The organism is Trichodesmium erythraeum IMS101 (genome assembly GCF_000014265.1).
In the GTDB taxonomy this organism is placed as follows: Bacteria; Cyanobacteriota; Cyanobacteriia; order Cyanobacteriales; family Microcoleaceae; genus Trichodesmium; species Trichodesmium erythraeum.
The window spans coordinates 2,562,943-2,586,941 of the sequence record NC_008312.1 but is presented as its reverse complement, the minus strand read 5'-3'; the positions used below and the strand labels follow the sequence as shown (position 1 = coordinate 2,586,941).

The 23,999-nt window shown below is 34.0% G+C and carries 18 protein-coding genes and 6 pseudogenes; 14 read left to right on the top strand and 10 right to left on the bottom strand.

Features of this window, described 5'->3' with window-relative positions; all coding sequences use genetic code 11:
* The first annotated feature begins 50 nt into the window (after nt 1-50).
* The 6 genes and pseudogenes from TERY_RS32710 to TERY_RS26220 all read left to right on the top strand — a co-directional run bounded on the left by TERY_RS32710 (nt 51) and on the right by TERY_RS26220 (nt 7,779).
* Entirely contained in the window at nt 51-527 is a 477-nt protein-coding gene (locus TERY_RS32710; RefSeq protein ID WP_011611342.1) for a hypothetical protein, read from the top strand.
* Nucleotides 528-729: 202 nt separating this feature from the next.
* Nucleotides 730-2,943 (top strand): hypothetical protein, encoded by a 2,214-nt coding sequence (locus TERY_RS34810; RefSeq protein ID WP_196797246.1) that lies wholly within the window; start codon nt 730-732, stop codon nt 2,941-2,943.
* 631 nt (nt 2,944-3,574) lie between these two features.
* The gene (locus tag TERY_RS07930) at nt 3,575-4,054 is read left to right on the top strand and encodes a hypothetical protein (RefSeq protein WP_011611340.1); all 480 of its coding nucleotides are present in this window, start codon (nt 3,575-3,577) and stop codon (nt 4,052-4,054) included.
* A gap of 1,013 nt (nt 4,055-5,067) precedes the next feature.
* Nucleotides 5,068-6,024 carry an FAD-dependent oxidoreductase gene (locus TERY_RS07925; RefSeq protein WP_011611339.1) on the top strand — a complete coding sequence of 319 codons (957 nt, stop codon included), beginning with the start codon at nt 5,068-5,070 and terminating at the stop codon, nt 6,022-6,024.
* A gap of 284 nt (nt 6,025-6,308) precedes the next feature.
* Nucleotides 6,309-6,560: pseudogene (locus tag TERY_RS36545) on the top strand (hypothetical protein); the annotation flags it as partial.
* 265 nt (nt 6,561-6,825) lie between these two features.
* Nucleotides 6,826-7,779, top strand: a pseudogene (locus TERY_RS26220) (IS5 family transposase).
* Between the two features lie 250 nt (nt 7,780-8,029).
* Here TERY_RS26220 and TERY_RS30285 read toward each other — a convergent pair.
* Nucleotides 8,030-8,877: pseudogene (locus TERY_RS30285) on the bottom strand (IS630 family transposase).
* A gap of 488 nt (nt 8,878-9,365) precedes the next feature.
* Nucleotides 9,366-9,563, bottom strand: a complete 198-nt coding sequence (locus TERY_RS36540) for a hypothetical protein (protein WP_044136577.1) — start codon at nt 9,561-9,563, stop codon at nt 9,366-9,368.
* 801 nt (nt 9,564-10,364) lie between these two features.
* Between TERY_RS36540 and TERY_RS30275 the strand changes: the two are divergent.
* A pseudogene (locus TERY_RS30275) lies at nt 10,365-11,410 on the top strand (transposase).
* A gap of 172 nt (nt 11,411-11,582) precedes the next feature.
* Nucleotides 11,583-12,431, top strand: coding sequence for a class I SAM-dependent methyltransferase (locus tag TERY_RS07880; RefSeq protein WP_011611335.1), 849 nt, complete (start codon nt 11,583-11,585; stop codon nt 12,429-12,431).
* A gap of 129 nt (nt 12,432-12,560) precedes the next feature.
* Here the strand turns inward: TERY_RS07880 and TERY_RS34795 are convergent, their stop codons facing one another.
* The 4 genes from TERY_RS34795 to TERY_RS34785 form a co-directional block, all read right to left on the bottom strand.
* On the bottom strand, nt 12,561-12,716 hold the full coding sequence (locus TERY_RS34795) for a hypothetical protein (RefSeq protein WP_196797245.1): 156 nt from the start codon (nt 12,714-12,716) through the stop codon (nt 12,561-12,563).
* Between the two features lie 157 nt (nt 12,717-12,873).
* The gene (locus tag TERY_RS36535; RefSeq protein WP_052845808.1) at nt 12,874-13,116 is read right to left on the bottom strand and encodes a transposase family protein; all 243 of its coding nucleotides are present in this window, start codon (nt 13,114-13,116) and stop codon (nt 12,874-12,876) included.
* The gene (locus tag TERY_RS36530) at nt 13,103-13,351 is read right to left on the bottom strand and encodes a transposase family protein (protein ID WP_011610837.1); all 249 of its coding nucleotides are present in this window, start codon (nt 13,349-13,351) and stop codon (nt 13,103-13,105) included. The genes TERY_RS36535 and TERY_RS36530 overlap by 14 nt, the downstream gene beginning before the upstream one ends.
* A 514-nt stretch (nt 13,352-13,865) precedes the next feature.
* On the bottom strand, nt 13,866-14,009 hold the full coding sequence (locus TERY_RS34785; RefSeq protein ID WP_196797244.1) for a hypothetical protein: 144 nt from the start codon (nt 14,007-14,009) through the stop codon (nt 13,866-13,868).
* A 472-nt stretch (nt 14,010-14,481) separates the two neighbouring features.
* Between TERY_RS34785 and TERY_RS07870 the strand changes: the two genes are divergently transcribed.
* Nucleotides 14,482-14,865, top strand: coding sequence for a helix-turn-helix domain-containing protein (locus TERY_RS07870; protein WP_044137270.1), 384 nt, complete (start codon nt 14,482-14,484; stop codon nt 14,863-14,865).
* 263 nt (nt 14,866-15,128) lie between these two features.
* Nucleotides 15,129-15,341: pseudogene (locus TERY_RS30255) on the top strand (transposase family protein); the annotation flags it as partial.
* 7 nt (nt 15,342-15,348) lie between these two features.
* On the opposite strand, the pseudogene TERY_RS34780 reads toward TERY_RS30255, so the two are convergent.
* The 3 genes and pseudogenes from TERY_RS34780 to TERY_RS07860 all read right to left on the bottom strand — a co-directional run.
* A pseudogene (locus tag TERY_RS34780) lies at nt 15,349-15,498 on the bottom strand (transposase family protein); the annotation flags it as partial.
* A 317-nt stretch (nt 15,499-15,815) separates the two neighbouring features.
* Nucleotides 15,816-15,905 carry a hypothetical protein gene (locus TERY_RS36525; protein ID WP_370497179.1) on the bottom strand — a complete coding sequence of 30 codons (90 nt, stop codon included), beginning with the start codon at nt 15,903-15,905 and terminating at the stop codon, nt 15,816-15,818.
* A 552-nt stretch (nt 15,906-16,457) separates the two neighbouring features.
* Nucleotides 16,458-17,498 carry a class I fructose-bisphosphate aldolase gene (locus tag TERY_RS07860; RefSeq protein WP_011611333.1) on the bottom strand — a complete coding sequence of 347 codons (1,041 nt, stop codon included), beginning with the start codon at nt 17,496-17,498 and terminating at the stop codon, nt 16,458-16,460.
* Between the two features lie 299 nt (nt 17,499-17,797).
* Between TERY_RS07860 and TERY_RS07855 the strand changes: the two genes are divergently transcribed.
* Nucleotides 17,798-18,238, top strand: a complete 441-nt coding sequence (locus tag TERY_RS07855; protein WP_011611332.1) for a hypothetical protein — start codon at nt 17,798-17,800, stop codon at nt 18,236-18,238.
* Nucleotides 18,239-19,689: 1,451 nt separating this feature from the next.
* On the opposite strand, the gene TERY_RS07850 is transcribed toward TERY_RS07855, so the two are convergent.
* On the bottom strand, nt 19,690-20,469 hold the full coding sequence (locus tag TERY_RS07850; protein WP_196797242.1) for a lipase family protein: 780 nt from the start codon (nt 20,467-20,469) through the stop codon (nt 19,690-19,692).
* Between the two features lie 538 nt (nt 20,470-21,007).
* Between TERY_RS07850 and TERY_RS07845 the strand changes: the two genes are divergently transcribed.
* The 3 genes from TERY_RS07845 (at nt 21,008) to TERY_RS07840 (ending at nt 23,689) form a co-directional block, all read left to right on the top strand.
* Nucleotides 21,008-21,421 carry an SxtJ family membrane protein gene (locus TERY_RS07845; protein ID WP_011611330.1) on the top strand — a complete coding sequence of 138 codons (414 nt, stop codon included), beginning with the start codon at nt 21,008-21,010 and terminating at the stop codon, nt 21,419-21,421.
* The gene (locus TERY_RS34765) at nt 21,422-21,586 is read left to right on the top strand and encodes a DUF5989 family protein (RefSeq protein WP_011611329.1); all 165 of its coding nucleotides are present in this window, start codon (nt 21,422-21,424) and stop codon (nt 21,584-21,586) included.
* A gap of 900 nt (nt 21,587-22,486) precedes the next feature.
* The gene (locus tag TERY_RS07840; protein WP_011611328.1) at nt 22,487-23,689 is read left to right on the top strand and encodes an SGNH/GDSL hydrolase family protein; all 1,203 of its coding nucleotides are present in this window, start codon (nt 22,487-22,489) and stop codon (nt 23,687-23,689) included.
* Nucleotides 23,690-23,999 lie beyond the last annotated feature (310 nt).

Below are 23,999 nucleotides of genomic sequence, written 5' to 3'. Positions count from 1 at the left end.
GTAATTAATCGAGTTGCCCTCTAAATATAATTTGAGTAAGGATTACTTCGATGGGATATAGAGCACCTTCAGCAGAAGATATATATCGTTACCTATTTCGGTTAGACAATTATAGCCGATCGCTTACTGATGGATTTTGTTTAAGTATTATTTTTGTGAATGATGACTCACCTGTATGCCAGGACTTGATTAGCCATTACTTTATAGATCTCTGTCACCGCACTGCTGATCGCATACGCATAATTTTCTTCTCAGAGCTTCCTGAAGCATATTTCGAGGATATTGCGTCTAGGATGAACTCTAATTCCTTTTCGGCTAAAAGACTACGTAACAATGGCCTTCTTAACCAAGTAATTGAGAGATTCTCTAGATCAGACAGATATAGTATAGGAGAAATACTGAATGATTTTTGGGAAGCACTACACTGGCGAAACTACAACGAAGTAGATTTCTTTTTGTCAAGAATTTCTCAGAGGTTTGGCCCTACAGATCGCAGACGCCCTTTATCGTTTAGTTTGCCAACATAAAGATAATCCTGATACACAGCTCGAAGCAGGCATATACCAACTTATTGAGGAGATGAGAAGTCGTGAGTGGAGGACAAGGCGGAATCGCTTTCGACGAATGTATGATGACCGTTGGCGCGATCTAACCCCCGATTTAATGTTTCCCATAGACGCGCCTGAAAGAACTCGTGAGTTATCTTTTAATGTAAAAAATAATACTGCAATGCCTGGAATTGGTGAATCCATGCGTTTTGCTGCACGCTTAGGAATTGGTCGTCATGTACCATGTTTTGTTTTTTTCACTGATATAGGTGAATTAACGATTGATGTTTTTCCTGTGGGAAATTTATCAGCCGATGAGGCTTTCTATCAAATGAGATATTGGATTGACGACTTCTATCAAGAAAACCAGGTATCACTGAACAAATGGAATCAAGTTGAGCAAGATATTATTTCCTTTATAAGTTCCATTGATCGATCACTCACAGACATTAAGGATTGGATTAATAAAAGCGAGAGATTATGGGATGAACTGATATTGGTCGCCCAAATTATTGAAAAGCTTCGCAAATTAGGACAGCAGACAACAGACTATAAATCTTTGATTGATAATCTTAGTACTTCTTCTTGGAGATGCAACAGGATTGTGTCTGATTGTCGCGTTCGCTTGGAAAGTATATCCAAAAAACGAGAAAAGCATCAACTTGAACAAGAAAACCTTAAGGTTGCTATTAACAAACTCAAGACAATTTCCATCTCCACCAATATTTATGATGAATGTCTTCTTGCAGCAAGCCAACTTCTTACTTCAAAAGCATCAAAAATCTTAGAAAAAGCAGCAAAACGTATAAAGCAAAAAAGCAACTCAAAATTCATCTCATTAGAAAATCAATTATTTCAGTGGTGGGGAAATACCAAGAAATGTATTCCATCATTTAATAAGTTTAAGAAAGCCCATAAAAAACAATCTGAATTGCATACTCAGTCTCATGAAATTCTCAAATATAAATATAATAATTATAATAATTTTATTGCATCTATTTTTGAACTACCATTTTCAGATAGGCAAGAAATATTTTTAGAGAAAGCTAAACTATTATGTGATGAATCTGATATAGATTTCTCTGAATACTCTTTGCAATTAACTGAATTTTTTACACAGTTACATACTCAAGTTCCTAAATGGATAGATGGAACTAATCTAAAAATCTCTATTCTTTTTCCCTTTAAGAGCCGAGATAGTATTAGTTTTGATACAGTTATGGCCTCAATTGGATATGAGCATCCTATTAGCCAAATGATCAGAGAAAATATGACGGTTGAGCAAAAAAAGAAAAAAGAAAAATTAGTATCAGAAACTGAAAGAATAGTATTGCAATATAGAGATGAGGCATTAGCTGAACTAATCAAGCTAAGAAAACAACCATTGGATGTATCTACTGAAGAAATAGACACATACTCAACCTGCCTTGACAATATGTATAATCTACGCAATGAAATTGAAAATGAACTAATCAATTTGGCTAACTCTAGCTCTAGTCTGGAAAAATCTTTGCGTTTAGTTGAACCAAAAGATATTGAAAACTTTCTAAAGCTATTGAATGAGTATAGAGAGACTACTAACAAGTTTTTTTATCCATACAAGAAAAATCCCAGAATTCAACAAGTGAATATTGACCAACCGCTGCCACAAATTTTTGAATTAAAATTACGAGAAAATCATCTAAATACATCAAACACAAGAGCTAGAGAATTAGAACAAAAATTAGCAAAAACCATACCCAATTCTGAAAATGGGGTCAAATTGTTACAAAATGTCCAACAGAAGTCTTACACAGTGACCCCTAAAGCACGGCTTGTAAGTGAGATCTTGAAAATCAAGGAAAGCCCTCAGAATAGCTCACGACCAAATTCTGTTCCTCCAATATTTTCTGATTCAAATTATCCAGAAAATTTTGAAGAAATACTATGCGGATTAAATGATCAAGAGTTGAGAATTCTATCAAACTCAATAGCAAAGTTAGATTTAGATGCTGTAGTAGGCTCTAGGGAAGAGATTATTAATATAATTCTTACTATTGTTGGTTTACTTCCTAGTAGAGAACTTACTACTCATCGTCAGTATGCAAATCGCCCAATTAATTTAGAGGTAAGTACCATGACAGAATCCAAAAATGTTGAAGTTGAAATGAACTTTAACAGTCAAGTTATTGGAGCAACTGGAAAAAATGAAGGTATTATCAATATTAATACCTCTGATCGCCAAATTCTTGCAGAGGCTGCTGAGGAGATCCAAAAACTTCTAAGGCAGCTTGAGAAAACTAACCCTTCTGCAACTGAGCTTGAACAAGTAGCTTATGTTGATGTTACAGTTTATCCAAGTCACCAAGCAACGAACCATTGCTGCTTTAAGGGCGGGAGGTGGAACTGCAATTGACGAATTTTTTCTGGAAAACAAGTATCTCAAAGTTGGGAAAGCAATTGTCCAAGCATGGCTACAACCAAGTAGCTAAAAATTTCTCAGAGAGATTGTCCGCCATTTGATTTACCTTCATCCAATCTCACCATTCTATGCAGCAGATAGAATAGCGATCGCTCATGCCAGTGTCTTTCAGTTCAGCAGTTTGACAGAATGATAGTTTTGTGGTAAATAAGATTAAAGAAAATTATAGCAGATAAGCGATCGCTTTACCCCAAATGCTTAGGTTTTACCCTTAATACTCTAAGGTATCTAGTTGAGTTAATATTCTCAGTATTACTACTTGTACGCCACTACCACAAAATCAACAATTTCATTTACTATTATTTTTAGCAGTACTTTGATAGTAGAGAAGTGAAAATGGCTTCAAACCAAACATAGATAATGTTATACGTTGTTGAGGCTAAAAATAGCTTAGACCCAAATATATCAAGAAACAGGTTGATTTAAGGTTAAATAATTGCTGTGTAAGGTTTTAATGCTATTTTAAACATAAAACATATTTTTAACTAAAGTCCCGTTACGTAACTCTCTCAAAGTTACCTTTTTATTATAAAATAACTATTGTCCAATAGTTGAAAAAAAAATCATGGGTACTAGAGAAGCATCTTTTTTATTAGGTATCTCTCGTCAACGTTTATTAGTTTTATTAGCTCAAGGAAGAGTCAAAGGTGCTGATAAAAAAGGTAGAATATGGGAAATACCAGCTAATTCGAGTGGAATGCCTGTAATAATTCCGGCTCGGCGCGGTCCGAAAGGTATTTGGCACAAGCAAGAACCCACTGAACCTAAAATGATTCATGTTAATCAAAGCAAGATTAAAAGTAATAAGCGTAAGCCTCCAGAAAAACTAGAACCAGTTGTTTCTGTTAAGGATGGTAAACGCAACGACTATGGTTATGATTTATATATTCCAGGTCCTTGTCTAATCGTCTATCGACCTTACGAACCAGCAAAATGTGGTGCTCATCTGTGGATTAATACTTATAATTGTGTGGAATTTGTAGATACCCAGTTTAATTTTAATCCAGCTACTGCAAGACAACCTAGCAAACAAATCTGCATATAGTTTATTTCCATCTTGGGGTGGAATAATTGCGCCTGTTTGACTCTAGAACGATCAATTAGCTTACGAGGTGACGAGTTTATCAAGCTGGTATATCTGACGAAAGTTAGCAAAACCTGCAAATCCAGTACAACATGTGGCAAGCAGAAATGACGGTCAGTAATATTGACGTCAAGGGTTTGTCAGGTATTTGACTTGCCTTTATTGAGTCTCACAATTCAGTGCAGCCCAGAGACAAGCGATCGCTCTTGACTAATATATTTCATTCCCCACAAGGGGATCCCTACAAAAACTTCTAAGTCTCAAAATTCCTTTAGCTTTTAACTTTTACTTATATGTTTTAGTCTTTTTGTTTGAATATTTTTAATTTTGTCAGAATTTGATGATAAAAAAATCCAAAAAAATCTCAATTAATCAAGGAAATTTCACTATTTTTTAGCATTTTATTTCCATTTTGTGATATATTATAAATTCTTAAAATCTAGAGGAAAGTAAAAAAAAATTTTGAAGCTGCAAATACTGATCATTTCGTTTTTTTAGAGGCAAATAGTCTTTAGTTCTTTTACAATGATAGCTAATTTTTCTCTCCTAACTTTTCTGAAGTTTGATAGATTTACAATTTTTAGGTATGCAAAGATTAAATTTAAGAAATACCCCTTTCCCACAGCTTTTCCAAGGTCGACTAAACAAAACCCACAAATATTTGTTTAGTTTCACTATAGTTTTACCTAACCTAACATTGATTTTTCATAACTTTTTTGTTAACTAATAGTTATAAATTAACAAAACATAAAAAATCATACCGCAACTGGGATAGAATTAATAGTTTAGATACCTACTCAACTAATATTTCTATCTCAATTCAATGTATTTGCCTGTAGCACTTTAGACTTATGGATTTGCAGAAGTGATTGTTGATAGTATACTATCACTACAATACTTCCTCTCATGTGCTGAGCATATCATAATAGATGTATTTTAATCTTATAAAGTATTATTTTTGAGGACTATAAATTTTGGAAACTTATGAATTTGATGTAGTTATTATTGGAGGTGGCCCAGCCGGCTGTAGCTGTGCACTATATACATCTCGTGCAGATTTAAAAACAGTAATTCTGGACAAAAACCCAGCAGTGGGGGCATTGGCGATTACCCATAAAATTGCTAACTATCCGGGAGTAGCAGGTAATATTAGCGGGAATGCGTTGCTAGATGAGATGCGAGAGCAAGCTATCTCTTTCGGAACTAAATATCAGCGAGCACAAGTATTTGGTATTGATGTAGAAGGGTCATTAAAAAAAGTTTATACTCCAGAAGGAACGTTTTTGGGGCGATCTCTGGTCTTAGCTACAGGGGCAATGGGTCGCAAATCTTCTCTTCGAGGCGAATCAGAATTTCTAGGTCGGGGGGTAAGCTACTGTGCCACTTGTGACGGAGCATTTTTTCGCCAAAAAGAGGTCGCCGTTTATGGAGTTAATCAAGAAGCAGTTGAAGAGGCTCAGTTCCTAACGAAATTTGTGTCTACTGTTCATTGGCTGACAAATAAAGAACCACAGCATGAAGATGCCCATGTTCAGGTATTGCTGAGTCAACCAAATGTGAAGCATTGGAATTTTACCCGCCTGACTTCGATCCAAGGTAATGAGTCGGGGGTAACAAATATTTTGATGAAAACTAGAGGAGAACCGGAAGTTGCTTCCCTACAGGTAGATGGGGTGTTTGTATACCAAAGTGGATCGAGACCGATCACAGACTACATTAGTCCTGATATTATTTTGATCGATAATGGTGGGGTTAAAGTAGATGAGATGATGGCAACCAATGTAGAAGGAGTTTGGGCCATTGGGGATATTCGGAATACACCTTTTCAGCAGGCAGTGGTTGCAGCTTCGGATGGCTGTATTGCAGCAATGGCAATTGATAGGTTTCTCAATAAACGTAAGGGCATTAAGCGAGATTGGGATCATTCGTAACTGCTGAAATCATTGTTTGACATATTGTTCCCTTAAGAATATGGAAAGCATAAACTGCTCTAACCTTTGTTAATTGAGGTGTAGTAAATCTTAGGAATACCTCTAGAAAAGCTAGTATGGAACCCTCTATGTTATTTCCATCCCAGGGAGTTAGATGCCAGATTGTTTTCCTCTAGTTTATCTGATTCATTAGATATTGGTCGTAGCAAGGGAGGATTGAGTACCAAGATACAGGGGGTAGTAGATGCTCTGGGTAATCCCACTAGTTTTTTTTAACTCCAGCTCAAGCCTCTGACTTGGAGGGGGCAGATGTTTTATTACCGATGGTGGAAGCAGAAGCGCTATTAGGGGATAAAGCTTATGATGCTCAAGAGCGGGTAATTGGGCCCTTAACCCACAGAGGCATAGAAGTAGTGATTCCTCCGAAAAAAAACCGAAAAGAACAGCGTAATTATGATCAGAGGCTTGTACAAAGCACGTCATCTGAGCGAAAATTTCTTTGCCAAACTCAAACAGTATCGAGCGATCGCTACTAGATACGATAAACGTTCGGTTAACTTCCTGGGAGGGATTTATTTGGTAGCCTCAGTAATTTTATTAGCATAGCGATCGCCATCGATCTACAGCATATAATACCCCTGCATGTCAATCTCTGTAATTGATGACACGCCCTAGCTATGCAGTGGTTCTTATTATTAGACATCTCCAAAAATTATCACTTCCCTTAGGCTTTGTTGTATAAAGATAGAAAATATGGTAACAATAAGCGTGTGGCACAAGAAACCTATAGTAAGGGTAGAGATGAGTAAGTCCAAGTCCAAGTCTAAGTACCTCTTCAGCAACTGGTCGTAGGTCTGATGCGTCCCTAAGACAGAGAGGGAGCCTCACATTTTGGTTGAATGATGAAGTCATAGAGCAGTGGGTAAATCAACAAAAAACTGGACGTAGGGGGGCATCAAATACCTATAGCAATACGGCCATTGAATTTATGGTCACTATACAATCATTGTTTGGTCTGGCCGGACGACAGACTGAAGGTTTTGTCGAATCTATATTTCAATTGATGGACTTAGATTTACCAGTACCAGACCATAGCACTGTATCCCGTCCCTTGCTCAAACTGAATATCCAACTGCCAGTTATACCAACTAATGAAACTATTCCGTACAGTAGTAGACTCTACAGGGGTGAAAGTTTACGGAGAAGGTGAATGGAAAACAAAAGTTCATGGTGTCAGTAAACGGCGTACATGGGGTAAATTACACCTAGGAGTAAATGAGGCTACAGGAGAGATTGTCAGTGGAGTAGTGACTACCAATGATGTCAGTGATTCACAAGCATTTTCTGAACTTGAGAAATGGAGTAGATGGGGAAATAGCCCAAGTATCAGGAGATGGAGCAGAGCACAAGTATAGATGTTACGAGAAAGCTAACCAACTAGGAGCAAAAGTAACAATTCCACCCAGGAAAAATGCAGTAATAGGTCAACACGGCAACTGCAAATGCCCACCTCATCCCAGAGATGAAAACCTCAGAAGAATCAGAAAGGTAGGACGCCAAAAATGGAAGCATGAAAGTGGTTACCATCGGCGTTCTCTATCAGAAACCACAATGTTTAGACTCAAAGTGAGCTTTGGAGGTCAGTTACGACGACGAAAATTCGAAAATCAAGCAGTAGAGTTGTTCATACAATGTGCCATGCTGAACCGTATGATTCAAACAGGTAAACCCAAAAGTCACAAAGTGAAAATCTAGTTAACTTCCTGATGGAAGTTTTTGGCGATTACTACTTTCATGCAACAAAGCCCTTCCCTTACTGTAACTATCTTTTGTGGAGCGATCGCCAGCTCCACCAGATAGTCATTTTTTACGGGCTTTATAGTATGACAGATAGTTACTGTTAGTTATTTACTATTTTATCTAGTTTTTTATTGTTTTTTTGAGAGTAAAATTTATGATTTATAGCAATCGAAGCAAAGGTTAGGACGTTAACTTAACAGCATAATCAACTCTCAATGCGAAAATTTTCTATTGTTCCTTCTGACTTTCTGACTTGATTTTTAATTGGAAACCAATAATGTTCTATTTCATTTAAGTCAGGAGAATATGGTGGTAAATATTCAAGTTCACTTTGGCACTGATTCTATTAATTCTCTAACTTTTTGGGATTTATGAAAACTTGCATTGTCTAATATTACTAATTGTCCTGTTTTTAATTGTGGCAACAATTTTTCTCCCAACCATTTTTCAAAAACTACACGGTTACAAGAGCCTTCAAATGTTAATGGAGCAACTAATTTTCCTTCACACAAACCACTTATAATACTTACCCTTAGACTTCTTTTTCCTGACTTTAAATCGTAATATCTTTTTCCCAATTCATTCCATCCATAACCATAATCTTCTCTATTATCCATACCTGATTCATCTATATACACTAGCTGCTCCGGCCTTTTATCGCGAATTTTGGCCAGAAATTTCTTTCTTTTGTCTTCATCTCTTTCTCTGTAACTGTAAGTTTTTTTTTCTTGTATAACCAATTTTTTTTAAGGCTTTACTTATAGTGCGATCGCTTACCTTATCTGGCCATTCATCAGCCATTTCTTTTTGAGTTTTACTGCCATTAATCTGGGCAAATTTTCTGAATTGTTCTAAGTCTGGTATTTTGGGATTATATCCTTTTTGATAACCTGTTAATGCTATTATATCCCCAGTTTCTCTTCTTCTATGTAACCAAATATTGATGGTATTACGACTAATCTTAAATATAGAACTTACTTGAGTTTTACTCATCCCACCATCAATGGCCTTAATAACTTTTTGTCTTAAGTCATAGCTATAAGGAGAAGGCATAATCTTTCCTAGATAATTTTTCGAGCATTATGTCCTAATCTTTGCTTCGACTGCTATATAATAATATTAATGCTCCTCTTATTAATCTTAATAAACTACATATTTTTAAAATTAATTTTTCATAATTACTCTCTTTAAATCTTAATCTTTCTCGTGTCACTATAAATATTTTATCAGTCTTATTGTCTGTTATAAAACTATTATTTTTTGAGCTTTATTTGATTCTATTTCTTTACTTTTTCTGACATTTTATAGCTTCTTTTTTTGTTTGGCTTGTTGATTTTTTGACCACCTTGATACCCCTTTTTTCCTTAAAATATTTGTTTTTTATCCAACTTTTTTGTATTTTATTGAATAAATTTATATTACTTTATAGACCTCTTTTTCCTACTATTATATCTACTATTTTTTCTGCCTTTTCTGTGATTACTATTTGATTTTTAAACCTATTACTTTTTGGGTTTCCTGAATAATACCTTTTCTGTTTATCACCATTTTTTTTGCTTTTCCCTATCTTTCTCTGTACTATCAACTCTCAATTCTATTTCTGTCAAAGCATCTTTTATCCATAAATATTCCTTTTCTTTTCCCGATAATTCCTCTAGTAAACTAGATGGTAATAATTCCCTCAAAATATTTATCCAAAGCCTGAAAAATATTATTTGCTGTTGATGAGCTAACTCCAAATATTGCTTCTAGTCGCTGAAATTTTGGTACATGATGCAAATAATATAAGCTCAACATTATCTCTTCTGTCTTGCTTAAAGACTTTTTTCTTCCTCCTCCTGTCTTGATTAACCTTTTTTATTGGCTGACTATCGCCTGTCTTTTTTTCAATTTTTTAAGCGTTTTCTATTAATTTTATTAGGTGTTCATCTGTAATACTAATAATTATTTTTGTTTCTTTTGGATGGTTACAAATATATTCTAATACATTATTTATTTGGAAACAGGGTATATATAATTTGCCACTATAATTTTACCTTGATTTTTATTTTGGAGAGGTCTATTAGTAAACTACAATAGAGTGCTACAATATGATGTATCTGAAAATCTCTCTTAGGATTCGTCCGTGGTGGATAGGCAACAGGGGAAAAAAATTAAAAAATATTTCCTAACTTCCCCATATTCCCATCTTCCCTTCAATTTTTCGATCTTATCCTATAAGAGTTCTATTCTATATTGCAGACTAGGTTTGTTTTGTTAATCCAATAAATAAGGTTTAAGAAAAATGAAAGTCAATGGATGAATAATCATATTTCTGCTAAAATTATAACTTTTGCGAGATTTATCATTTACAGGACTTACGCAAGTACGCTATATATAGCGTACTGTCGATATGAAATTCTCCATACTATAATTAGTTTTTTTTCAGATAGATATTACTTTTAATGTATCTTTAAACAAAGTTACAATTAGGTTAAGTTAACTTGCTAAAAAGCTTTAATTATTAGATGATAATGACAGGATTATATTAGTTCAAAAATATGAATTTTAATTTTGTTGACTACTGTCAATATTTACTTAAATCTCACACAAATTTTACTATAACGCTACGCCGCAAATCCAGAGTGAAAATATTAGCCATGATACAATAAATCGCTATTTAAGAGCAGAGTCTTTAAATTCAGAAGATTTATGGCGAAATGTTCAAGAAGAATTTGTTTGGTGATACCGAAGCTTATTTAATTTTTGATGACACAGTAATTAATAAAAAGTATGGATATAATATTGAACTTACACGACGACAATATAGTGGTATAGGTTCATCAAGTTGTTTGCGTTCTATCAGCTGCGAAGTTCGTGGGTCTTGGAATAGTTAATTGTGTATATTTTAATCCCCAAAATGAACAATTATGGATTATAGATTATAGAATTTATGACCCAGATACTGACAAGAAAACAAAAATAGAAGAGTGTTGAAGAAATGATACTTAATGCCATAAATAATAAGAAAATACCATTTAAAACAGTATTAATGGATTTGGGTATGCAACACAAAGATTAATGGGATTAATAGATAACTTAGGAAAAATTTACTACTGTCCTTTAAAAAGTAATCGCGCGCTTTGATGATACACGAGGTGCAGAAAAATACAAAAAAGTTCAAGATTTAAATTGGAATGAAGCTGAAAAAAAGTCAGGAAAAATAATTAAAATTAAAGGGTTTCCACTCTGCCAAAAGGTGAAAATATTTTGGATTAGGTGTATCTGCCAACTTCAGCAGAATATATTGTCACTAATGACTTGACTCAATCATCACTCTTATGATGTAGAGTTTGAATCTCAAACTCGATGGAAAATCGAAGAATTTAATAGAGAAATTAAGCAATTAACAGGTTGAGGATTTTGTCAGTGTCGTCTGCGAATAATTCAGAAAAATCATATTGTTTGTGCAATGTTAGCGTGGAACTTCTTAAAAAGATTTGCTACTAAAATAGGTAAAAGTATTTATCAAGTTAAGCATGAATTATTATCAAAATATCTAACGGATCAATTGAAAAATCCTTCAATTAAAATGAAAGTTATTTGACTTGAAAAACTCAAGGTTTTTTGAGTCAAAATAGTTAGGCGATTGCTAACGCAAAGCTCCGCTAACGCACATGACTATAGTGAAGTTCGTCGAAGTTGTCATGCGCTATATATAGTGTCTTTGCGTAAGTCCTGATTTAATAAACACAAAAATAGGCAAGTAATAAATAGAAATGGCACTATCACAAATTAAATCTATGTTAACAGGTGTACCAGAGACGATGTTGGCAACTTTATACGGTAGAGCAGTAGAAGCAATGCGTGAAGACGCTATTATTAAAGATGAAAAAGCGATAGAAATTTATAATTCAATTGATTATGATTATGAGGCAAGTTTTGGAACTCTATGGCGGGCAATGTATACTGGCTTTGCTATTAGGTCAATTATTTTTGATCGAGAAATTAATAAATTTTTGAGTACATATCCTGATGGCACAATTGTAAATTTAGGAGAAGGCTTAGAAACACACCGTTTCCGAATTGCTAAGGAACAAGGGTTATGGTTGACGGTCGATGTTCCTGAAGCGATAAAAATCAGGGAGCAGTTCATTAAACCTGATCAAAGACATTTACATATCTCTATGTCAGCATTAGATAGTGGGTGGTTTGATTATGTACCGTTAGATAAACCAGTTTTTATAACTGCCCAAGGTTTATTTATGTATTTACCTCTAGAAGAGGTTAAGTTAATTATTCAAGATATTGCCAATACATTTAATCAAGGTTATTTAATGTTTGATATTGTTCCTCATTGGGTATCACGCAAAACTATGTCAACCCAAGGTTGGAAACTAACTAAAAACTATACAGTTCCTCAAATGCCTTGGGGACTTAATGGTAACGAAGTACAATCAACCCTTAATAGTTGGTTAACAAATATAGAGGAAATAGTTGATATTGGTTATGATAACTATCCTCGTGGTGTAATGAAATGGTTATCTTTATTAATATTGTCTTTTACTCCTCTAAAAAATATTCTCGCGTCATCGATCGTTAAATTGTCATTCCGAAATCAGAACTAAAAAAAATATCTTAAACAAACAACTGATTTTCGGTTCTCTGGTAAGTTGATATTAGAGTTGTTGGGAAATAACTTAGGAGAGAAAAAACTCAAACGAAAACTTGACATATTTCCCTAGTAATTTGACTACTTATGCTGTCATCAGATATAAGTTCCACTCACCAGTTGCTGTTAGCATTAATTTGTCATCAAAATCATACTTGTGATTACGATAAATCTGACTGATAGCTCCATAACGCTTGACGCCCGCCAAGGCGTTTTCACAGACTACCCTTGATTGACTCAATTTCCGAAAATCTGTTTTTGTTGCTCACTTAACTCTCCCCCTTTTGGTTTTTTATGGGGGATTCGGATATTTTCATACTGATGCGTGGAGACCTTGGAAACCACTGTCTACTTCTATCGGAATCTCTAGAGGTATATTTCCTATCAATTTTTCCTGGTCATGGAACTTCGACTTCATGCAGCTTTCCTTCTCGTGCCTGACTCAATACCAGCACTTTCTTGTTTTGATTAACTGCTACTAGATGTTTGCGAGTGTGACGCTTTTTTTTTCCTGAATAATTCAGTTTTGGTTTTTCAGAGTGAGTTGGTCTTTGTACTGGCCGTTCTGTGCCATCCATTATCACTCGTTCTACTCGAGGGAAACGCTCTATGAATCCTTGGACACTGTTAATTTGACGCAATGCATCGCGCCTTTTTTTCTCCCAAGGCTGCTTCTAACATAGTTTGTAAGCGATGAACCCAATAATGTGCTTGACTACGGTCGATATCAAACAAGATACCAGCTAAGTCAAAAGTCGGGTAACATTTAAAGTAGAAGAGAATGTCAAACAATTTGTCTTGTAGAGTGCGTAAACGAGCCAAAAGACCTCCTCCAACAGAGCGTTGACGAGGTGAGCGAGTGCAATGTTTGCTCATACATTTGCCCAAAGGACTCCAAGAAAGATTCAAATGCTTTACGGTTTAATGGGTGTTAATGCTCTGAGTAATCTGTCTTGTTTTAAGGCTCGTTCAATATTTAGCATTTTTATGGCAAATTTTTTCTGAAATTATTTTACCTTATTTCCCAACAACTCTATTAATCTCAATTAAATTGCATCAGGACTTACGCATAACCACCAAATATTCTAGGAAATTAACGCCTGTTAAGCGCCCTATAAATGGTGCATAATTTTATATGTGTGGGTAAGTTATGGTATATATTTCTCTAAAGTAAATTCTGAGCCTGATCGATCAATTTAGGAAGATTTTATGCCTGTTACCATTGGCAATATTCATGGTCAGTATTACCGCGAAACCAAATTATATTTCAAGAGTCTGAGCGAGATGAATCAGCAACTGCACATATCCCTAGTGTGAGTATCGACCTGTTATCTTTTTCATCATCACCAGCCTTATAAAAACCATTTGGTATCTTTTGAGGAAAAGGCATTTACTTAAGTAAATAGTTAAGTAGCGATCGCCAATTATCATAAACAAGAGTTAGATAAATGCCATATTCAAGCAGTTTGACAGATAAAGAATGAGTCCTTATTGAACCATACCATACCAAAAAATCAGAAAACTTGCTCAACATTCTGGAGCCAGATACAAATTCTAGATGATATCTTGATAAATTAAAGAGTGATTGTAAATAGTGTGACTTACCACCCTACTCAACTGTACTTTGGGATGAAAAGCGATCGCTCCTTGGAGTGGGAACGACTTAATTACTTATCCCACACTTTAGTGATACACTACTGAAAAATTAAGGGACAAGTATATCCAACTACCTCATCTATACTTTCCCTATTAGACATCTCCAAAAATACTCACTTCCCTTACTGTGACTATCTTTCAAGGAATTAGCGCCTAATCCCCCAGATAGTCATTTTTTACATACTTTATGGTGTTAGAGATAGTTACTGTTAATTATTCACCATATTGAGCTATTGTTTTTGTTATCTTCTTTTCTACATATAGTAGGGTTCATACTAATATTAATAGACATCTCCAAAATAGAAAATAAGGTAAAATTATCAAAACCATTTATGTATGAAGTCTCCCAAATGAATCCAACTTTAGAATATATTTATAATCATCCAAAAGAAACAAAAAGAATTATTGGCATTACTTATGAACAGCTAATAAAATTAATAGCAAATGCCCAAATAATAGAATCAGAGAAAAAGGAGGCAATCGCCAAAACAGAAAAAAGACTAATTAAAGCAGGTGGAGTCAGAAAAAAGAATTTAACAAAGGAAGAAGAAATAATTTTAACGTTATTTTATTTACATGAAATACCAAGTTTTCAAACATTAGGAATTAACTTTGGTATAAGTGAATCAAGTGCTAATAATATTTTTCATTACTGGATAGATATTTTCAGAAAATTACTGCCAGCAAGTTTATTAGAACAAGTAAAAAAAAAGAAAATGAATTGGAATGGGTAAAGGAGATATTAACAGAATTAGAATTAATTGTAGATAGTACAGAACAAAGTAGAGAAAGACCAAGTGAATATAAAGACCAAGAAAAATATTAAATATGAAAAAAGAAAAATCATACTTTTAAAAATTAAATAATAACGACACCAAAAGGAACAGAAATAGTAGATGTAATAGTAGGAGAAAAAGGTCCAGTAAGTGAGGTAAAGATATTAAGAAAACAACAGGATAAATTTGATAAAAAACAAAAATTTTAAGGAGATAAAGCTTATGAAGGAATAGAAAGAACTACTACACCAAAAAAGAAACCAAGAAAAAAAGAAATGCCGCTAGAAATCAAAGAAGAAAATCAAGAAAAAGCCAGAAAGAGAATATTTGTAGAACATATAATAAGATTAATTAAAATATTTAGAATTGCTAGAGAAAGATTCAGATTAAAAGATAATAATTATCAAATTCATAATTATATTCCTTTAATTTGAACCAATATCAAGCTATCCCAAATATTTTGAGCAACCTAATAACATGTTCCACGAATATTCTTTTTTTAGCTAATTTCAAGTTATCTTCTTTCATTTCTGGCGACATTTCTTGTTTTCTAGGCTTTGTTTTGGGTGTCATAGTCCTCTGTGCTCCTTGACACCCTTTATCTCACTAAAATTTTTGTTCTTTATCAAAGTTTTTTTGTTGTTTTATGAGTAAATTTACATCGCTTTATGGACCTCTTTTCCCGACAATTACATCTACTATTTCTGTACCTTTTTCTGTCGTTATTATTTGGTTTTTTAATGTATAATTTTTCTTTTTTCCAGAGTAATATTTTTTCTGTTTATCATCAGAGTATAGCCTATATATGGTTTGTTATGTAATATCTACAATTAATTCTTGTTCTGTTAAAATTTCTTGTATCCATAAATATTCGTCTTCTTTTTTTTTGAAATTGTTCTAACAAGCTACTAGGCAGTAACTCTTGTAATATATCTATCCACAAGGTAAAAAATATTATTTGCCGTTGACTCACTGACACCAAAGCATATTCCTAGTATTTGGAATGTGGGAAAATGGCGTAAATAGTATAAAGTTAAGATGATTTATTACTCGACTTTTAAGCTTTTTTTTCTTCCTCCTCCTGCCTTAATTAGTCTTTGTTCTTGACTAGCGATCGCCTGTCTTTTTTTTAATGCAAGTTTTTAAGCATTTCCTACTAATTTTTCAAATTGCTCATCGGTAATCCCAATAACTCTTTTTGTTTCTTTTGGGTGGTTCTTAATATATTCTAATATCTGAGTCATGAGTATATAATTTTTACAAAATTTTCATGACAATTATACCTTAATTTTTATTTTGGAGATGTCTATTCCTCTGTAGGAACGTTGTATAACAAAAATGCATTCATGTTGCGTTAAGATCCCAGTCTAGACTTTTGATTTCCTCTTGTGAAAAACAGAAGCATTTTCTAATTCGAATTAACTTTGCTTCTTAGATGAAAGGTTTAAACTTCAAATTAGCTGTAATGAAAAAGGATCTGGGAACAATGCTGTCCCCAGAAATACTCCACACAGAAAAGTGTTTACAGTTATGAGACAACAGTGAAAATATTAGACGAGAACAGGTGTTTCATCCATGCTAGCCGAGTATTCGCCAACGCTAGCAGCACTGTTGCACTTAGCACGAGCTAAAAGCTTCTGTTGAGCCTCTGCTACCCGAGCACTGTCACCACTCCAGTAATCAAGTGCAGGTTGTTGAATAGCACGGGCATAAGAGAATGTAACTGGCCAAGGGCACCGACTGCCAAACAATGCATTCATTGCGTTTAAGTGAGCTGAAGACTGCTCTATAGATTGACCTCCCGAAAGGAAAGCAATACCTGCTACAGTTACAGGGACATTTTTTAGGAGACAGTTAATTGTTGCTTCAGCAACAGCCTCAACACTAACTTGAGTCGGGCAGTCCTTACCTGGAATTACCATACTAGGTTTCAAAATCATCTGGTCAAAAGCAACCCCTTGAGTATAGAGATGATTGAAAACTGTATGAAGTGTTTCATCTGTTACCTCAAAGCAGCGCTCTAGAGTATGATTACCGTCAATAAGCACCTCAGGTTCTACGATCGGGACAAGTCCCCCTTCTTGGCAGAGAGCAGCATAGCGAGCAAGGCCATGAGCATTAGCTTCGATACAAGCACGACTGGGAATTCCGTCACCGATAGTAATGACCGCTCGCCACTTGGCGAAGCGTGCTCCCATCTGATAATACTCGGCGATGCGCTCTCCCAAACCATCTAACCCTTCTGTTACCTTCTCATTAGGGTGATTTGCTAAATTCTTTGCCCCAGTGTCCACTTTAATTCCGGGGATCATTCCAGCATCGGTAATGACTTTCAAGAAGGGGACTCCCTCTGTTGTCGATTGTCGGATAGTCTCATCGTAGAGAATAGGTCCACTAATGTAATTAGATAAATCTGGGGTTGTTAGAATGAGTTGCCGATAGGCCTGTCGATACTCTTCGGTCGTTGGAATGCCAAGCTTCTCAAACCGCTTATTGCAAGTTCCATTACTTTCATCCATAGCCAAAATGCCTTTGCCTTTGGCCACCATTGCTTGAGCTGTTACTTTTAGCTCCTCTAAATATGGGCTCATAAACCTCCTCAAGGTAATTGCATAGTTGTTCCTTATTGATATAATATCTTAATAAGAACCTTAATCAAATAAAAATTTTTTTCAATATTTAACCTATGAAAGAAAAGTTGTTGCTGGGCCACAGTAGTTTTTTTCCCGATTGTTTGCTGTATCAGCTTTATACTCTACAATATTCCCATATCATCGCTTTTCGGAAAAATCTATGTGAGTTTATGAAGCATATTTATTAATTATATTATTGAAAAGTATTTCTATTAATAAAAAAAATTAGATTTAAGATTTAACTTGTATAAAGTTCTATGAATGCAACTAGCCAAGCAATTACCCCCGAACTAGCCAGTAAGATTGCTCACCTAGCTTTCCTTTTTCGAGCAGAATTTTCTGGATCAACGGTTGATCTAAGTCCGTGGCTTACCGACGAACAAACTCAGTCTCAATTGGATCCTCACTCCATTGATTTGAGCTTCTATTTGCCACAAAACCTCAGAGTCCTTGCATGTCAATGTGTTTTAATGGAGGTGAATTTTTCTCAAGATCTATTGCTGCCCACCTGCCAACTCCAAACTGTCCATGCATGTGGTTATATGTTGACACAGCAGCAGTGGCAGTTTTCTACAGAAGATTGGACGTTTTTTGGCCTATCAACTCCTAATATTGAACATCAAGTACAATTCAAGAACCTAATTCATCACATTTTTGAGTTATTCAAAAATCCGAATCAGGTGAAGACCTTTGAATAGGGATGAATCTAGATAGAAGTTCAAAGTAAAAAAAATCTTAAATTATACCATTTCTCAAAAACTTTTCTAAGTTTTCTTGAGTAGGGGATTCATCCCTAGCTCCTAGGAGGGTGATTGGTATTAATTCTTCTACCACACTTTAGTAGTAGTGATCTGGTAATGGTGAAAGATATGGGGGTATGATAATTTTTCACCATGGGGAACGAGGGAAAAACTCAACAGAAGGTTACTGATGTGCGAAAAACACTTTCGATAACCCAAGCTTTCCACACCCAAGGGGATTTTTTTAGGAGCCAGGAGGACCGAGTCAGAAGGATTAGAATGAATTGGCTTTAGTACCATTTTTTAAGTCGGAAATTATCTTTTTTATCAAAAGAATATAAGAATGTCAAATCTTTTTATTGAACTTACTATTCATAATATTATGTCCGGATAATCAGTGATGAAAAACTTTCTCCTGTAAGTGCCAATTCTATCCTTCTGTCTTCTGCCTTCTGTCAAAATCCTCCAAAGTGTAAGCATTCAATCGGACATGATATAATATTTTTTATTCACGCTTGATATTATGGATGTTAGTACAAAAATAGTTTTTAGAGTTACCAGATGTGAAATTAGTAGTTTTGACTTAGTTTACAAGTCAAGTAATAAAGGAATATGATAGTCTAGTTATGTTAACTAATAATAAAGACATGTCATTAAATCTGAGAACTTCTGATGGTAATAAGTGTGGCAGTCCATAAGAGTCCTACTGTGATATGCAAGTATTAATGTAAAAAATGGAGTTGGTTTGAGTGTTAATGCCTGTGGATGAGTAGCAGTCGACTATCTTAGCTAAAGCAGGAAGTAAATATTAAAATGTTACCTGTTATTGATCTTTGTAGCAGTTTTATGAAGCACTCTAGAATTTGTTTGAAGATATAAGAGAGACTGAACAAAGAAAGGAAATGTCAGATTGATATCACTTCAGAAAAATTTGTACAAGTTAGGAGGTTCATATGAGGCTTGAAAGAGAGATAAAAGACCCCTATACTTATCTATTTGGCTGTGTGATTGAGCTATTTTGAGTTGATATTTTTTCCAGTTCTCGGAAAACTTACAGGCTATCCTAGATTATACTAGATCATAACCAACAGTGACTAACGCTAGGAGTTAGAATTTCAAGTTCACAACTGCTGGATTGAGAATCTTCCGAAGAGTCTTTTTTTTCCTTATGCTGATCTCAATAGGGTGCTTGATCAATGAGCTTTTTGCAAATATGTAAGACACATCCGTTTATTGGGAATAAAGCATGAACAACCAGAAAAACTTTTAAAACAGACTAAAAAAACTATATTAAAAATGCTAGAAATTAAATAGCAACAAAATACGTAATAATTATTGCAGCAGGTATTGGTAGAGCACTAAAATTATAACTTATTACCTAGTTAGGGCAATATTATTAACAATTAACTCTAAGTTATAAGATTCCAACTTTTCACTGCTGATAAATATTTACCCATATCATGATCTGCTATAAAATCAATACTTAACTTTGATATATCATTAACGACACCATCAATACCATCAACAAAGCGAAACCAGAAACCAGGATCAACATGCAGTGTAATTTCTTGTGTAACATAAACGCAGGTACCTACATGACTATACCCCGCTGTACGACTTGGAACACGAGTAATTATATCATTATTATTATGAAAGCGGAAGAACCTTGATTTTGCTTCTGCATTGAATACACGTGCAGTTCGACGATCTACAGTACGGGGTTGTCCAAAAGTATAAACAGAAATAAAAGGCAAATCTTGGTGAATTAGCCTTGCAGCTGCTACAGTAGCTATAGATCCGCCAAGACTATGACCAGTCAAAAATAGAGGGCGTTTTTTCTTCTGTCTTAATTCCTGGTATTTGTTAAACAATGGCTTCCATACATCTTTCAGAGAATTAGCAAAACCAGCATGAAACTTACCAAATAGCATCTTTTTCCTCTTCACATTAATGTTGTCGAGCCAGTCTTTTAATTCATCAGTTCCACGGAAACCCATACAAAGATAGTCTTCATGTTCAACTAAAATAGCCTGAGAACTATTTTTAGATTCTCCAGTTACAGAAATGAACTTTTTATCTTCAGCCTTCAAATCTGCAATGATTTTTTCTTCATCTGGTTTACTATCTTGACCACAACAATAAGTAAGATCGGATATTCTTGCCATCCAGTAAGCATTATTTTTGCTCAAAAAGGTTTTATAAGGTTCAATTGTTCTCAGGTCGTTTTCAATTGTTTTCAAAACTTTATTCCTTTAATCAAAAACATTACCTACCTAGTATAACTTAATTAATAAAATAATAAAGTATTAATCATCACAATACAATCAAAAAATCAAAGTATATTTAGATAAGCCTTGATTATACTTCAGCTTTAATTTTTACTTACTTCATCATGAGCAATGAGTCAGGTGAAATTGGAAAAATTACTATATTGCTTATTTAATACTAAGGGCAAACACATCTTGTCAATATACCTTATTTAATTTTCAATAAACTAGGCTTTATTGTGCTTGTCGATCATATTTTTCCATATATAGTGTTAATTTAATTTTTAAAACACTATATATGGGATTCAGTAAATATGAGGTTTGCCCTGGTTTAACACTACCCAAATAGGTTCTATAAGCCTTCAGTTCTTAGCATCACAAAAAATAGATTTTTTTTGACTTTTAAAAGCTTTTATGATATTTTTACAGCATTAATCAAATCTTAATTATTAATAAATTAATGAGCGATCGCGAGATACCAAAAATTGATAAAAAGGGTCTCAGGGAATTTGGTCTAATAGTAGGTGGTGTTTTTGGAGGTTTATTCGGTCTATTACTACCGCTGCTCCACAAACATTGGCCTCTACCTGCATGGCCTTGGGTAATTGCTGTTCCTCTATTGGTACTGGCAGTTGTTTCACCACCGACTTTGGGACCTGTGTATAGGTTTTGGATGCGAGTGGGAATTTTCCTGAGTAAGATTATGACTCCTTTGTGGATGGGGTTAGTATTTTATCTTGTAGTTATGCCAATGGGTTTAATTATGCGAATGCTTAAAAAAGACCCTATGGATCGACAATTTCATACTGAAATATCAAGTTATCGGGTAATGAGTCAATTAAAAAGTAAAGAGAGTATGGAGCGACCTTTTTAAATGTTTGAAGGAATATTAGACTTTCTCAAAGACCTTTGGGGTTTTATGAGAGAGCGAAAAAAATATTGGTTATTGCCTTTGATTATTACTTTGGTTTTGTTAGGAGCTTTGATTATTTTAAGCCAGTCTTCTGTAATTGCTCCATTCATTTATACTTTGTTTTAAGTGAAATTCTAAGAATATTCAGTATTAGCTGTCAGTTAATATCAATAAGACTCCTCCCTTGAATATTTATCCCTTGCATTATATTATCAAAAACTTTTATACTTAGCACTTTGATGCTGAGAAATAGTTAGGTATATTGCATCAATAAGTCCATACAAAATTTATAATTTTAGCACAATTAAAAAGGGTGAATCTTAGAAAAAAGTTATTCCCTTTCTGTTAATTATTTAATAACTGAAGTTATAGAAAAAGTTAGCATTAATGTATGAGAATTATTGGTATAATTAGGAATTTATGAAAAGCTTCTGGGGATTGGGGAGAAAGAGTATAGAACTACTTAAATTATCAAAAAATAGTATTCTTAAATATACTTTTTCCCCTTCAAAAAACTATCAAGACCTACATATCACTTGTCTATTTTTTCAAAATGTTTATAAAGCATGTAAATTCAGCACTTTATGCTGACAAGCGTTAAAGTTTGAGTAAGCATCTAATCTTTTCTTGATTATATTTTATTTTAATTCTTTTTGGATGGTAATTACTCCTTCTAGCTGATAGCTGATAGCTGATAGCTGATAGCTGACAGCCAAATGCTGACAAGCATTAAAGTTTGAGTAAGCATCTAATCCTTTCTTGATTATATTTTAATTCTTTTTGGATGGTAATTACTCCTTCTAGCTGATAGCTGATAGCTTACTAAAGCATAGCCTAAAAGACAGGTATAGTGTGAATATAAATTTTTAGTGTGAATATAAATTTTCGTGTTATTTTGCTAAATTAATAAAGCTTGATTATCAGGCATTAAAAACAATAGCTGATAGCTTTATAGCTGAAAACAGAATAGACTGAATATTATTCAACTTTTATGATTAAATTACAAAAAAAATTATAGCTAAGAGGATGATAAAGCTAAAAACTTGGGCAGTAAATATAGGCATGATTTTTGCCAGTTTATTTGTAGGGATAGCGATGGCTGAAGTAGCAGTAAGAATTGCTGGTTTAAAGGGATTAAAAAAAATGCCTGAAAGTACCCATGCAGAATTTTATCCCACATTTCATACCATTCCTCATCCGGTTAGAGGTTGGGAATATAGAGCAAATGTTTCTGGCTGGTGGACGAGTGAAGGAAAGGCTTATTTAGAGTTTAATAGTCATGGTATTAGAGGACCAGAAATTACTAAAGCTAAACCAAAAAATACTTTGCGAATAGCTGTACTTGGAGATTCTTTTACTTCAGCTGTCCAAGTTTCTTATCAGCAAACTTTTGTAGGAGTAATGCAAAAAGAATTGCAAAAATGTACGAATTTAAAAAATAAAAAAGTAGAAGTAATTAATTTTGGCGTTGATGGTTATGGAACTGCCCAACAATTATTAACTCTCCGGGAAAAAGTTTGGGATTTTCAGCCAGATATTGTGCTTTTAGCTTTTTTTATTGGTAATGATGTTACGGATAATTCTCGAAAGTTAGAAAATAATCATTACCGACCTTTTTTTATCTATAAAAATGATAAGTTAGAGTTAGATTTATCCTTTAGAGAGCTAACTATTAGTCAGGCAAATCGTTATATGATAACAACGGTTGATAAATTACCGACTTGGCTGATAAATAATGTTAGAATTTTACAAATAATCAAAAAAGTAGAGACAGATCAAAGAAAGAGAAATGCTGCTAGACACTTTGAAAAATTACAAGCCAATAATTTTAGAGAACCACGAAATCTTGCTTGGCAAGAAGCTTGGAAAATTACAGATGAACTAATAGGAATTATGGCTAAAGAAGTGCAGGAAAAAGGCGCAGAATTTCAGTTGGCGACAGTGATGACTCCTATGCAAATTCATTCCAATAAAGGATGGAGAGAAGGATATATGAAAATTATGGATATTCAAGACTGGTCGTATCCCACAAAAAGACTGCAAAATTTAGGAGAAATTCATAATTTTTATGTGATTGATTTAATCAAACCTTTTGATGATTATATTGAGAAAAATCCAGTTTGTTTTCATGGGTTTAAAAATACAGCAATGTGTACAGGACATTGGAATGCTACAGGGCATAAATTAGCTGGAGAAATTATTGCAAAAAAGTCATGTCAGAGGTTTTAAAAAAAAATTGTAGGTATAGGTAGTTAATAGTAGATTTGAAGTCAAAAAAACTTAGACTGCTATTCAAATTATGTAGAGTATATTGCATCTAATGATTGTTTTTTTATCACAAATTATAGGCTGCTATTTTAAAACCTTGTATAATTTTTTTTGAATCATAAATATATTGTCTTAGAAAACAAAAAAAAGATATCAAATACTCAACTTTTAGTATATAAAGTAAATCATTTTTTTTTCCATAAATTTCTACTCTCCAGTAACTTAATTTGTCCTCAATATGAAAAATAATTTCTTGCTTAGTAAACCTTTA

Bases quoted from the DNA above. Each gene is read 5' to 3' on its own strand.
- TERY_RS34765 (WP_011611329.1), top strand. From the start codon at position 21,422: ATGTTTGAAGGAATATTAGACTTTCTCAAAGACCTTTGGGGTTTTATG.
- TERY_RS07840 (WP_011611328.1), top strand. From the start codon at position 22,487: ATGATAAAGCTAAAAACTTGGGCAGTAAATATAGGCATGATTTTTGCC.
- TERY_RS07860 (WP_011611333.1), bottom strand. From the start codon at position 17,498: ATGAGCCCATATTTAGAGGAGCTAAAAGTAACAGCTCAAGCAATGGTG.
- TERY_RS07870 (WP_044137270.1), top strand. From the start codon at position 14,482: ATGAATCCAACTTTAGAATATATTTATAATCATCCAAAAGAAACAAAA.
- TERY_RS32710 (WP_011611342.1), top strand. From the start codon at position 51: ATGGGATATAGAGCACCTTCAGCAGAAGATATATATCGTTACCTATTT.
- TERY_RS07855 (WP_011611332.1), top strand. From the start codon at position 17,798: ATGAATGCAACTAGCCAAGCAATTACCCCCGAACTAGCCAGTAAGATT.
- TERY_RS07845 (WP_011611330.1), top strand. From the start codon at position 21,008: ATGAGCGATCGCGAGATACCAAAAATTGATAAAAAGGGTCTCAGGGAA.
- TERY_RS07880 (WP_011611335.1), top strand. From the start codon at position 11,583: ATGGCACTATCACAAATTAAATCTATGTTAACAGGTGTACCAGAGACG.
- TERY_RS07930 (WP_011611340.1), top strand. From the start codon at position 3,575: ATGGGTACTAGAGAAGCATCTTTTTTATTAGGTATCTCTCGTCAACGT.
- TERY_RS34785 (WP_196797244.1), bottom strand. From the start codon at position 14,009: ATGTTGAGCAAGTTTTCTGATTTTTTGGTATGGTATGGTTCAATAAGG.
- TERY_RS36530 (WP_011610837.1), bottom strand. From the start codon at position 13,351: ATGAGCAAACATTGCACTCGCTCACCTCGTCAACGCTCTGTTGGAGGA.
- TERY_RS34810 (WP_196797246.1), top strand. From the start codon at position 730: ATGCCTGGAATTGGTGAATCCATGCGTTTTGCTGCACGCTTAGGAATT.